The organism is Kitasatospora sp. GAS1066B, from assembly GCF_041262605.1.
In the GTDB taxonomy this organism is placed as follows: domain Bacteria; phylum Actinomycetota; class Actinomycetes; order Streptomycetales; family Streptomycetaceae; genus Kitasatospora.
In genome coordinates, this window is the sequence record NZ_JBGCCO010000004.1 from 1 (window position 1) to 12,231 (window position 12,231).

The following is a 12,231-nucleotide window of genomic DNA, read 5'->3' on the forward strand; positions in this document are numbered from 1 at the left end:
GGTCCTCGCAGGTGCTGGCGATCGGTAACGACGGCAACGTCTACCACGAGATCCGCTTCGCCAACGGCAGTTGGAGTGGCTTCGCCCCGCTGCCCGGTGTGGGCTCGCCGAACATGTCGGCCAGGGCGGTGGCGATCGCGGGGATGCCGGACGGGTCCTCGCAGGTGCTGGCGATCGGTAACGACGGCAACGTCTATCACGAGATCCGTTTCGCCAACGGCAGTTGGAGTGGCTTCGCCCCGCTGCCCAGCGCCGGCTCGCCGAACATGTCGGCGCGCAAGGCGGGCATCGCGGGGATGCCGGACGGGTCCTCGCAGGTGCTGGCGATCGGTAACGACGGCAACGTCTACCACGAGATCCGCTTCGCCAACGGCAGTTGGAGTGGCTTCGCCCCGCTGCCCAGCGCCGGCTCGCCGAACATGGCCGCGAGCGCGGTGGCGATCGCGGGGATGCCGAACGGCTCCTCGCAGGTGCTGGCGATCGGCAATGACGGCAACGTCTACCACGACATCCGCCTCGCCAACGGCAACTGGAGCGGCTTCGCCGCCGTCCAGGGGCCGTACGGGTCGAGCACCTTCCCCGCTCAGCGGGCGGCCATCGCGGGGATGCCCGACGGCTCCAGCCAGGTCCTGGCGACCCGGAGCTGATCGGCTCTCCGGTCGTGACGGCGGTGGGGGGGCCCCCCCCCCCGGGGGGGGGCCCCCCCCCCCCGCGGGGGGCCCCCCCCCCCGGGCCCCCCCGCCGCCCCGGGGGGGGCCCCGGGGGGGTCGCCCGCCGGCCCCCCCGCGGGGGGGGGCCCCCGGGGGGGGGGGGCCCGGGGGGGGGGGGGGGGGGGGCGCCCCCCCCCCCGGGGGGGCCCCCCCCCCGCCTCCTGCTCTCGGCAGCCGGACCAGTACTCCGGCGACCTACGGGTGTCGCCGCCTGAGAGCAGCTGGCACCGACCAGCGATCCGCCGCCGTCCCACACCCTGGTGGGACAGCGGCGGACAGGAGCGGACCTACGCCCGGATCAGGGTGATCGTGGTCCAGGCGCCGATGTGGATCCGGTCGCCCTCGGTCAGCGGGATGGCGGTGTGCGGGGCGATCGGGTCCGGGCCGCCGTTGACGGTGGTGCCGTTGGTCGAGTCCTGGTCGACCAGGACCCAGCTGCCGTCCGGCTGTTCGGCGAGAAGCGCGTGCTGGTGGGAGGCGCCCGGGTCCTCCGGTGGCACTGAGAGGTCGATCTCCGGGACGGTGCCCTTGTGCTGGCTGCGCCGGCCGATCCGCAGCTGGCCGCGGCCGGTGATCGGGATCCGGCGCTCGGGGCAGTACGGCGGGAAGAACAGCCCGGAGGCCTCCGGGCCGCTGCGCGCCATCATGTCGGTGAAGTACTCGCGGTCCGCGGCGACCACGGCCACCCAGGTGGTGCGCGACTGCTGCTGGTGCGGGGCGGCCGGCGGGGTCAGCGCGAACGAGGTCGGGTACTCCATCGACTGCTGCTGCGGGGGAGCCTGCTGCTCGGGCTGCTGCTGGTAGCCCTGGTCGGGGTAGGCCTGGCCCGGGTAGTTGTTCTCGGGGTAGCCGTTGCCGTTCGACGACGGGTAGGGCTGGGGGGCCGACGGCTCCTGCGGCGGGTAGCCGTAGCCGCCCTGCGGCTGGGGAGGCTGGCCGATCGGCGGGTAGCCGTAGCCGCCCGGCGCCTGCTGCTGAGGCTGAGGCTGCTGCGGGGCGGACGCGGCCAGCTCGTAGTCGTAGCCGCACTCCTCGCAGTACCGGCCGGTCTGCGGGGTCTGGCAGATCGGGCAGCTGACCAGGGCCTCGGTGGCCCCCGCCGGGTAGCCCCCGGCCGTGCCCGGCGGCGGACCGGGCGGCATCTGCGGCATCGGCGGCGCCGAGTAGGGTGCCCCACCGGCCGCCCCGCCCGGCACCGAGCCGGAGGCCGGGTTCATCGGGAAGCCACAGAAATCGCACCAGTCCTCGGCTTGCGACTCATGGCCCCTAGGGCAGATCGGCATCAAGTCCCCCACATCTCAGCAGGTCCGGCAGGTAGCGGCAGCAGGTCATGTCAGCGCACCACGATACCGATGAGTGGTGAAGCGGTGAACGCCGGATCGAAGCCGTTCATGCCCGGTGCGCGCCGGTGCGCGCCCGCCGCGCTCACTCCGGGCGCTTCTTGCCGGCCACCCGGACCGTCTTCGTCGAGCGGGTCTCCAGGGTCATCGAGTCGGCCTCGCTGACGTCCTTGCGGAACTTGACCGTGCCCTCCTTGGCGTCCACCACGTCGACCACCTTCTGGAGCAGCTTGAAGGTGCCCTCGTTGCCGGTCTGGTGGGCGAGGCGGACGGCCGCGCCGAGCTTGGAGGTGGCGCGGTCCAGGTCGCCGGCCCGGTGGGCCTCCAGGCCTTCCTGGATGGCGTCGGCGAGCTCGGCCTGGCCGGTGTAGTGGGCGACCTGCGGGCTGATCTTGGTGGAGGAGGCCAGGTCGTCGGTCCAGACCGCCTTGACCAGGCCCTGGGTGAGCACCTCGGCGGTACCGCCGGCCTGCGGCAGCACCAGCGAGATCCGGGCGGCCAGCATCTCGTTGCCGACCGCGGCCGTCGGGACCTCCACGCAGACGTGGTAGTCGCGGCTCTCGTCTCCCCACGAGCCGGTCGGGTAGTCGCCGGCCCGCGGGCCGGCCTCGGCCCGGCGCTCGGTGAGGTCCTCCAGGTTCGGGGCGACCTGCTTGACGAACTTGACGCTCGCGTTGGCCGGGGTCCAGACCCGCAGCGCCACGTCGGCGACCTGCTTGCCCATCGCGGCCTCCATCATCGAGCGGAAGTCGTCGGCCAGGCCCGAGGGTTCGGCCACGATGTCCACCGTGCCGAGCAGCGCGGAGGAGATCCGGCGCAGTTCGGGGATCTCCCAGTCGGTGCCGACCCCGCGGCAGTCGGCGGTGAAGTGGCCGCTCACCCGGTCCAGGGTCCGCTGCAGGTCCTCGGGCTTCTCGTGCTCGTTGCGGCCGTCGGTGAGCAGGATGCCGTGCCGGATGGCGAAGTCGCGGCGGGTCAGGAAGAGCTTGTCGGCCAGCGTCAGCCAGGTGCCGATCGCGGTGCCGCCGCCGGCGGTGAGCTTGCGCAGCGACTGCTTGGCCGCCTCCCGGGTGGCCGGCGAGGCGATCGCCAGGCCGCCGTCGCCCGGGTAGACCTCCTTGGCCTCGTGGGTGCCGGCCACCACCGCGAACGCGACCCCGTCGCGCACCGTGTCGATGGCCACCGCGGTGGCGTCCCGGGCGTTGCGCATCTTGGTGGGCGGGTAGTCCATCGAGCCGGAGCAGTCCACCATCAGCACCACGGCGGCGCTCTGGCCCGCGTCGCCGCCCGCGTCGCCGGCGCCGAGCGGCCGGCCGCCGGTGGTGCCGCCGCCGGTGGCCGTCACGGTGACGATCGCGTTGACCTCGCGGGCGCCCTCGGCGAGGTACTCGTTCTGGAAGATGTCGGTGGTGAAGCGGGGCAGGTTCGACTTGGCGAGACTGGCCATGGCCGTGAACTCCTGAAGCGTGGAAAGGGGATGGGATGGCCGGGAAGCGTCGTCAGCGGGGCGGCAGGGGCAGCGGCGGGTGCGGGGGCACCGGGGGGACCGGCGGCATCGGCGGCGCGGCGGCGGGGGCGGTGATCACCGGCAGGTCCAGCAGCGTGTCGGTGTAGCCGCCGGCCGGATCGGGCAGCACGGGCAGCACCGCCACGGTGATGTTGTCGTGGCCGCCCGCCCCGACCGCGAAGGAGACCATGGCCCGGGCGGCCCGCAGCGGGTCCCGCTGGGCGTCGACCCGCACCAGGTCGGCCAGGTCGGTGGCGGCCTCGGCGTAGTTCCACAGCCCGTCGCTGCAGATCACCAGCACCCCGGGCACGTGCGGGGTGAAGGCCACGGTGTGCGGCTCGACCTCCTCGGCGTCCGCGCCCAGCCAGCCGGTGATCGCGTGCGCCCGGGCGTCCGCGTAGGCCTCGGCCTCGCTCATCAGGCCGGCCGCGACCATCCCGGCGGCCCAGGAGTCGTCCTCGGTCAGCCGGTAGGGCTCGGCGCCCTCCCGGTCGTCCGGGATCCAGTAGGCCCGGCTGTCGCCGACCCAGCCGATGGTGACCACGCCGCCCGCCGCGACCGCGCCGACGAAGGTGCAGGCGGGGGAGTTGCGCCCGGCCTCCGGACCGCTGGTGCGGCCCAGCTCGGCGACCGCCTCGGCGGCGGTCAGGATCGCCCCGCGCATCGCCGGCTCCGGCTCCACACCGTGCTCCAGCGCGGTCAGCAGCGCCTCGCTGGCCGTGTCGGCGGCGGTCTGTGACGCCTCGTCAGGGCGCGAGGCCGAGGAGACGCCGTCGCAGACCACCGCGACCTGCGCGTTCTCGCCGCCGGGCAGCGAGGTGGCGGCCACCGCGAAGGCGTCCTCGTTGCGGTGGTGGCGCACCCCGCGGTCGCTCACCGCGGCCACCCCGGACAGCTCGCGCTCCTGGTGGTCGCGCGGGCGCGGCTGGGCCGCGCCGCAGGACTCGCAGTAGCCGTCCTGGCTCAGCGACAGCGAACCGCACTGCGCGCAGCCGTTCGGCGCCGGCAGCTCGAAGTCGCCGTCGTCGGCGGCCGGTTGCTGCTCCTCGCCGCGCTCGGCGGCGGACGCCAGGTGGCGCCCGCAGGCCTCGCAGAAGACGTCCTGCGGGTCGAGCGGTTCGGCGCAGAACGGGCAGACCCGCTGAAACTCCATCATCGTCACACCCAGGTTCGCGGGCGGGTGCGGTTGGCCCGCTCGACCAGTTCGATCCGGTCCTCGGCCCGCTCCGCCAGCCGGGCCAGCACCCGGTAGGAGCGTTCCAGGGCGAACCGCAGCTCGCGCTCCCGGGCGGGGTGGCCGAGCACTTGGACGTCGCCGTCGCCGGCCGGCAGCGGTCGGCTCGCGGCGGGCGTGGGCCGACCGGCCAGCACCCAGCCGAGCGCGGCGTCCAGCACCTCCACCGAGAGCTGCTCGCGCCGCCGGTCGTCCAGGCCGAGCGAGCTCAGCTGGGCCGAACCGGCCAGCAGGTCGCCGCCCAGCGGCTCCTGGCCCGGGCGCTCGCGCAGCCGGGCCCGGATGCTCGCGATCCGGGCGGCGGTGTAGTGGCTGGAGGTCTCCGGGACGGACTCCAGGGTGGCCACCGCACCGGCCCGGTCGCCGGCCGCCAGGCAGACCCGGGCCAGGCCGAAGGCGGCGCTGACATAGGCGTGGTCGGTGGTCCAGACCAGACGGTAGAACTCGGCCGCGTCCTCGGCGTGGCCGAGCAGTTCGGCGCAGATGCCGAGCGCCAGCTTGGGCGCGGACTCGCCGGGGAAGGCGTCGTAGATCGCGTCGAAGGCCTCGGCGGCGGCCTCGGCCAGCGCCCGGGCTGCCGCCGGATCGCCGGCGGCACCCGCGGCCGTCAGCTGGGACAGGCCGCGGTACCAGACCACCCGCCAGTCGTCCCCGTCACCGGCCTGCAGCTCGGCGAGCGAGGCGGCGGCGTCGGTGTGCCGGCCCAGCTCGATCAGCGCCCGCAGCTCGCGCAGCCGGCGTTCCACCGAGTTGACCGGCGCGCCTTGCAGGGCGGAGAGCACGTCGGCGGCGCGGGTGGCCATCAGCGCGGCCAGGAAGCCCGCGTTGGGGTCGCTCGGGTCCACCCGGGGGACCGGCAGGGCGAGCGCGGTGGCCGCCGCGTCCAGCGGCCGCAGTCGCGGCAGGCCGGGCGCGGGCGGCTCACCGTCGGTCACCAACTCGGTGTCCACCACCCGCAGTTCGGGACCGAACAGGGTGGAGAGGGCGGGCCGCGGGTTGCGGTCCTTGAGCGCCAGGATCTCCCGCAGCACGCCGGTCAGCTGGTCGGCCATCTCATCGGCGGAGGAGAACCGGCGGCTCGGGTCGGGGTCGGTGGCGCGCACCAGCAGGCGGTAGAAGGACTCGTACTCGGCGAAGACCGGCACCTGCTCGGGGCCGGGCAACTCGTCGACCCAGGTGGTGCTGTAGCCCTGGAAGTCGAAGCTGAGCACGGCCAGGGTGCGGGCCACGGTGTACAGGTCGGAGGCGGGCGACGGGCCGTCGGTGGCGATCTCCGGCGCCTGGTAGCCGACGGTGCCGTAGATCGGGCCGTCGTCGTCGAAGCGGCGCACCGCGCCCATGTCGATGACCTTGAGCGTGTCCTCGCTCTGGATCACGTTGTCGATCTTGAAGTCGCAGTAGATCAGGCCCCGGCTGTGCAGGTAGCCGAGCGCCGGCAGCGCCTCCAGCCCGTAGGCGATGGCCTGCTCGACCGGCAGCGGCTCGCGCTTGCCGTCCGCGCCGCGCCGCTCGTTGGCGATGTCCTTGAGCGACTTGCCGCCGACGTACTCCATCACGATGTAGCCGTCGGTCGAGCCGGTGCGCAGGTCCGGGTGCTCGACGAAGTTGATGATCCGCACGATGTTCGGGTGGTCCACCTCGGCCAGGAAGCGCCGCTCGGCGATCGCCGCCGCCAGCGCGTCCTCGTCGCCGCTGTCCAGCAGGCCCTTGAGCACCACCCAGCGGTCCGAGACCCGGCGGTCCACCGCCAGGTAGATCCAGCCCAGGCCGCCGTGCGCCAGGCAGCCCAGCACCTCGTACTGGCCGCCGACCAGATCGCCGCGGCGCAGCTTGGGGGTGAAGGAGTACGCGGTGCCGCAGTTGCTGCAGAAGCCGTCCGGGCGGCCCGGGCGGCCGTTCTTCTCCCGGCCGACCGGGCGCTCGCACTTGCTGCAGAACCGTTTGCGCTCGGGGACCTCGGGGTTCTCCAGCACGGCCAGCGAGGGGTCGGCGGTCGGCACGGTGGGGACCGTCACCAGGCCGGCGCCCAGCCGGGGGCGCCCGGCGGTGGTGCCGGTGGACTTGCTGCTGCGCACCGAGACCGAGCCGCGGGTGCCGGTGCGGGTGGAGCGGTGCGAGCGCGAACGGCCCGACATGGCACGGGCCGAGCCGGTCCGGCTGGAGGGCATCGAGCGCACCGAGGAGGAGTCCGGCGACTGCCGGGCGGACGGGATCGCCGCGCCGCCCTCGGGGGCCAGGCCGCACTCGTCGCAGAATCCGTCCGCGTCGATGGTGCCGGCGCAGCCGGCCCGCGCGCAGCGGGCGCCGGGGCCCGCCGTCGCGGTGGCCGCCGGCGCACCGGCCCGACCGGTCGTCGCCGACAGCGGGGCCAGCCCGCACTCGGTGCAGTAGCCGTCCTCGTCGATCACACCGCCGGAGCAGTCCGGCCGCACACAGGCTTCGCCCATGGCTCTCAGTCCCCCTGTCCTTCGTACCGCCGCGCGTCCTGCGGCGCCGCCGCCGGACGGAGCGCCTGCTGGAATCTCGCCACCGCCGCCGCTGCCGCGCGCAGATCGCACGGGGCGCTCCACAGCAGCCAGCGGGCCTTCTCGTAACGCTCGATCACCTCGGGGTCCTCGGCCACCCCGAGCCGGGCCGCCATCGCCTTGTAGGCGTCCAGCCGGCCGCGCAGCTCGGCCCGGACGGCCAGCGGCGCGGTCACCTCGGTCAGCGACTGCCGGGCCCGGGTCAACTCCTGGGCGGCCTGCTCCTCCAGGGCGTCGAGCAGCGGCGCCAGCCGGTGCCACTGCCCGCTCTGGCGCAGCTCGGCGGCCTGGTGCACCCCGTCGCGCAGCGCGGCCAGCGGCCCCGGCACGGCCGGCACCTCGGTCGCCGCGATCTTGGCGAGCACCTCGCCGCGCGCCTGCCGGGCCTCGCCCAGCGTGGCGTCCGCGCGCCGCAGCAGGTCGGCGACCTGGTGCAGCCGCTCGTCCGCCTCGTCGCGCAGCCGGAGCAACTGCTCCAGCTCGACCCGCACGTTGTCCAGCGCCCGGCCGGCCTGGTCGAACCGCTCGGTGTCCACCGCGCCGGCCGCGGCCGCCTGGGCGGCCACGCTGCTCGCGGTCTCCCGACCGCGCTGGGCCGGCACCCGGGCCGGGCGCCAGAGCGCCAGCGGGTCGGCCAGCACCTGGGCCCGAAGCTCCGTCAGCTCCTGTTCGAGCCGGCCCAGCTCGTCGGCCAGCGGGTGCGCGCCGGCCCGCACGCCGACCGAGGCGGCAAGCGTTGCCACCCGGCGCAGCTCGGCGAGCAGCAGGTCGATCCTGGCCGGCAGCGCGGACCAGACCGCGTCGGCCGCGCTGACCACCTCCAGCACGGTGGCGTACCAGGAGTTCATCCGGTCCATCAGCTCGCCGAGGCTGATCTGCTCCACCATCCGGGCAGGGCCCGTCAGTTGCATCGCCGCGTTGGGCAGCTGGCCGCCCGAGACGGTGACCGCGCGGCCACGCAACAGCTCGCTCAGCTCGGCCAGTTCGGGCGAGGTCGGGCGCACCCGGCGTGAGCGCACCGCGCGGGCGGCGGCCAGCGCCTCCGAGTAGCGGTCGAAGAAGGCCCAGAGCAGGCCGAGGCCCTGGTTGGCCACCGACCAGCGCTCCTCGGTGCGCCCGGACAGGGCCGCGCCCTCCAGCAGGCGCCGGCCGGGATGGTCCTGGAGCGCGAGCAGCGCCGCCTCGACGGCCTCGCGCTCGGCGCTCAGCCGGGACAGCTCGCGGTCCACCTCCTCCCGGCTCAGCACCGGGCCAGCGGATCCTGTCAACGCCACGCCCTTCTCTCCTCAATCCTCGGTCAGTTCGGTTCTCACGGCAGGTAGTTCGCGGGCGGCGGGCCGTCGGAGGATCCCAGGTAGGGCGCGAGCCACTTGTCGTAGCTGGCCATCCAACCACCACCGCCGCGGTAGTCGGCCAGCACCTGGTTCACCCGGGCCACCAGGTCGGGCGCGGTCCTGGACATCGCCACGCCGTACGGTTCGTCGGTGATGGAGGGGCCGACCACCTGGACCGTCGGGTCCTGGGCGGCCTGGCCGACGGCGATCGCGTTGTCGGTCAGCGTCGCGTCCACCTGCCCGAGCTGCATCCGCACCAGGCAGTCGAGGTCGTTGCCCACCACCGTGATCGCCTTCACCCCGCGCGGATCCTGCTTCAGCTGATCCTGCGCGGTCGAGGCCTGCGACACGCACACCGTCTTCCCCTTCAGTGCGCCGTCGACACTCGTTGCGTGGGCCGCCTTCGGTACCACCACCTGCTGTCCGGCCTGGAAGTAGACCGTGGAGAAGGCCACGTCGTTCAGCCGGTCGCAGGTGATCGTCATGGTACGCGCGATCACGTCCACCTGGCCGTTCTTGATGGCTTCTATACGTTGCGCGGTGGGCACCATCTTGAACACGACCTTGCTCGGGTCACCCAGGATGGCCTGGGCGATCGCGTGCACGATGTCGATGTCGAAGCCCTCCACCTGGCCGCTGGCCGGATCCCGGAAGCCCCAGTGGTAGTTGTTCTGGTCGACGCCGGCGATCAGGTAGCCGCGCTTCTTGATCGCGCTCACCGCCGGGCCGCTGTCGCTGCTGCTCGGCGGCAGGCTCTTGGTGGGATCGCAGGTCGGCGCCGCCGTCTTGACCGTCGCACCGGCCACCGCCGCCCGCCCCGCCACGCCCGAGGCCGAACCGGCCAGCGCGAGCGGCGCCAGCAGGGCGGCTGCGACCAGTGAGGTCCGTACCCGTCGAGTCATCCGTCCCCCCGTCATCGGAACTCCGCCAGCCGGCGGCCGATCCCGCGCAGCACGCCCGCCGCACCCAGCAGGGCGAGCACGGCGGCGGCGTAGACGACGGTGCCGGTGGCGTCCCGTCCGTTCTTCGCCGCGCTCAGGAAGTCGGCCTGTTCGACCTTCACCGCGTTCGCCAGGTCCTGATCCAGCGCCAGGAAGGCCGGCTGCGCGCTGTCCGCGCCACTGCCCACCGTGCCGTCCAGCGCGCCCTGGTAGTCGCCGGCGTTGTTCTTGGCGTCGGCGGCGGTGTGCCGCTGGGTCCAGAGCGAGAACTGGTCGCGGGCGGCCTTGATGTCCGCCGCCGCGCCGCTCGGGGCCAGCTGTTGGGCATTGGCCAGGGCGCCGGAGTCGGCCGCCGAGGTCTTGGTCCACTGGTCGGCGTACTGGGTGGTGGAGCCGCGCGCGACCAGGTTGAGGTTCTCCGCGGTGCGTGCCTGCAGCGAGTCCACCCGGGCCAGGTTGAGCGCCTGCAGCGGCGTCGAGCCGTGCTCGAGGCTGTCCGAGAGCGCCGAGTCGGCGGCCAGCACCCCGACGGTCAGCCAGAGCAGGGTGGCCAGCAGCGCGCCGGTGGCGCCCAGCAACCCGAGGTTGAGCACCCGGTTGGTGCGCCGGAACAGCCGGACCTGCACCCAGAGCAGGCCGGCCAGGAGCAGCGCGCCGAGCACGTAGGCCGCCCAGGGGGTGGCCTGGGCGTCGGCGTAGTCCTGGTTCAGCCGGGCGAGTTCGGCGTCGGACAGGTGCTGGGCGGCCGGCAGCAGCTGGCTCTGCATCTGGTTGGAGGCGTAGCTCAGGTAGGCCGCGCCCAACGGCAGGCCCTGCCGGTCGTTGGTCCGCGCGGTCTCCACCAGGCCCGAGTAGACCGGCAGTTGCTGGTTGAGCTGGTCGATCCAGGTCTGCGCCCGGCCTGCGCCTGCGCTCTGCGCGGCGGCCTGGGTGAGCAGTTGGGCGGCGTTCGCCAGGTCGTCCTGGTAGCGCTGGCGGACCTCGCGCGGTTCGCCGCCGGCCAGCAGGAAACCGGAGGCCGCCGTGGTGTCGGCGTCCGCCAGCGAGCGGTAGATCTCGGTCGCGTTCTGGCTCAGCGGCTGGCTGTGGGTGACCACCTGGTCGGCCGCGCTGCTGCGGTCGGCCACCTGCCACCCCGTCAGGGCGCCGAAGGCGAGCACCAGGACCACCAGGGCGGTCCCGGTCAGCCGCAGCTGCCCGGGCGCGGTGCGGGCCGCGGCCCGCCAGCGGTCGCGCCGTCGCGCCCGCGGCGGCGTCGGTGGGCGTCGTGGATACGGTGGTGGCGCGCCGCCACCCTGTCCCGGCGGTCGTGCCGCCGTCTGCGCTGGTGTTGCCACCCGCCCCACCTTCCCCCAAGGCCACCCCGACGGTCAGGACCGGCCCGTTGCCAGCAGTATGGCCACCGCGTCCGACAGCCACACGTGACTTGCGCCAAGACGCGACTGAACCTTAGTGCGGTTGCGGCGCCGGGCCACCGGCGGGTGGCGCGCTGGACGGCGTGGCGTCGGTGCCCCGCTGCCGGTGATCGACTCGCGGTCGGCCATGATGGCGTGGGAACCCGCCGCACCCGGGCGGAGCATGGAGCGCGAACGATGCAGAGCACAGCAGTCCTGGCCGAAGCCGCCGGATACCACGGCCCGCCGCCGTGGCAGTGGGCCGACCTGGCCACCTCGTGGACCGCCGAGCCGGTGGTGCTGGCGCTCTGCGCGCTGCTCGGCGGCGGCTACCTGCTCGGTCTGCGCACGCTGGCCCGGGCCGGGCAGCGCTGGCAGCCGACCCGCACGCTGAACTTCTTCGGCGGGCTGCTGCTCTGGATCTGGGTCACCTGCTCGGGCATCGGCGTCTACGACCGGATCCTGTTCACCGACCGGGCCGTCCAGGTGGTCCTGCTGCTGATGCTGGTCCCGCTGCTGATCGCGATGGGTGCGCCGGTCTCGCTGCTGGCCGAGGCCTCGCCGCCGGACCGCCGGGAGCGGATCCTGCGGGCGCTGCGCAGCGGGCCGTCCAAGGTGCTGATGTTCCCGGCGGTCTCCACCGTGCTGCTGCTGGCGCCGCCGTGGCTGCTCTACTTCACCCCCTGGTACGAGAAGAGTCTGAGCAGCGGCGCCTGGAACATCGGGCTGCACGTCTCGCTGGTGCTGCTCGGGCTGGCCTACTTCTGGCCCCGGCTGCAACTGGACCCGGTCGGCCACGAGTACCCGCACCTGATCGGGCTCGTGATCACCTTCGTCGAGGTGATCTTCGACGCGGCGCTCGGCATCGTGCTGATCTACGGCGGTCACATCGTCGCCGAGCACTACTACGTCACGCTGGACCGCCCCTGGGGCCCGAGCATCGCGCAGGACCAGACCTGGGGCGGCAACGCGCTCTGGGTGCTGGGCGATCTGGTCGGCCTGCCGTTCCTCTGCGCGCTGATCCGCCGGATGATCGTGCAGGGCCGCGAGGAGACGGCGGCGGTGGACGCGGTGCTGGACGCGCAGTACGCGGCGGCAGCGGAGGCGGCCCAGGCGGCCGGGGCGGAGGGCGGCGAGGGCGGCGAGGCCGAGCCGGCCGAGGTCGGGCTGCGCCCGTGGTGGCTGGACGACCCCAACCTGAAGCACCGGTTCGGCGCCGACGGCTGAGTACGCGGGCCTGTCTCAG

At 74.2% G+C, this 12,231-nt stretch carries 9 protein-coding genes; 2 read left to right on the forward strand and 7 right to left on the reverse strand.

Going from position 1 to position 12,231, the window contains the following annotated elements:
• Positions 1–647: hypothetical protein (locus ABH937_RS04955; RefSeq protein WP_370146225.1), on the forward strand; the 647-nt coding region annotated here is incomplete at its 5' end.
• 350 nt (positions 648–997) lie between these two features.
• On the opposite strand, the gene ABH937_RS04960 is transcribed toward ABH937_RS04955, so the two are convergent.
• The 7 genes from ABH937_RS04960 to ABH937_RS04990 form a co-directional block, all read right to left on the reverse strand.
• On the reverse strand, positions 998–1,927 hold the full coding sequence (locus ABH937_RS04960; RefSeq protein WP_280688748.1) for an FHA domain-containing protein: 930 nt from the start codon (positions 1,925–1,927) through the stop codon (positions 998–1,000).
• Positions 1,928–2,135: 208 nt separating this feature from the next.
• The gene (locus tag ABH937_RS04965) at positions 2,136–3,497 is read right to left on the reverse strand and encodes a VWA domain-containing protein (protein WP_280688749.1); all 1,362 of its coding nucleotides are present in this window, start codon (positions 3,495–3,497) and stop codon (positions 2,136–2,138) included.
• A gap of 52 nt (positions 3,498–3,549) precedes the next feature.
• Complete coding sequence (locus tag ABH937_RS04970; protein WP_370146227.1) at positions 3,550–4,713, reverse strand: protein phosphatase 2C domain-containing protein; 1,164 nt, start codon at positions 4,711–4,713, stop codon at positions 3,550–3,552.
• Between the two features lie 2 nt (positions 4,714–4,715).
• On the reverse strand, positions 4,716–7,238 hold the full coding sequence (locus ABH937_RS04975; protein WP_280688750.1) for a serine/threonine-protein kinase: 2,523 nt from the start codon (positions 7,236–7,238) through the stop codon (positions 4,716–4,718).
• Positions 7,239–7,243: 5 nt separating this feature from the next.
• Positions 7,244–8,590, reverse strand: a complete 1,347-nt coding sequence (locus tag ABH937_RS04980) for a hypothetical protein (RefSeq protein WP_280688751.1) — start codon at positions 8,588–8,590, stop codon at positions 7,244–7,246.
• Between the two features lie 35 nt (positions 8,591–8,625).
• Positions 8,626–9,552, reverse strand: coding sequence for a glutamate ABC transporter substrate-binding protein (locus ABH937_RS04985; protein WP_280688752.1), 927 nt, complete (start codon positions 9,550–9,552; stop codon positions 8,626–8,628).
• Positions 9,553–9,563: 11 nt separating this feature from the next.
• Positions 9,564–10,928, reverse strand: a complete 1,365-nt coding sequence (locus ABH937_RS04990; RefSeq protein WP_280688753.1) for a hypothetical protein — start codon at positions 10,926–10,928, stop codon at positions 9,564–9,566.
• Positions 10,929–11,183: 255 nt separating this feature from the next.
• Between ABH937_RS04990 and ABH937_RS04995 the strand changes: the two genes are divergently transcribed.
• Positions 11,184–12,212 (forward strand): cytochrome c oxidase assembly protein, encoded by a 1,029-nt coding sequence (locus tag ABH937_RS04995; protein ID WP_280688754.1) that lies wholly within the window; start codon positions 11,184–11,186, stop codon positions 12,210–12,212.
• Positions 12,213–12,231: the final 19 nt, after the last annotated feature.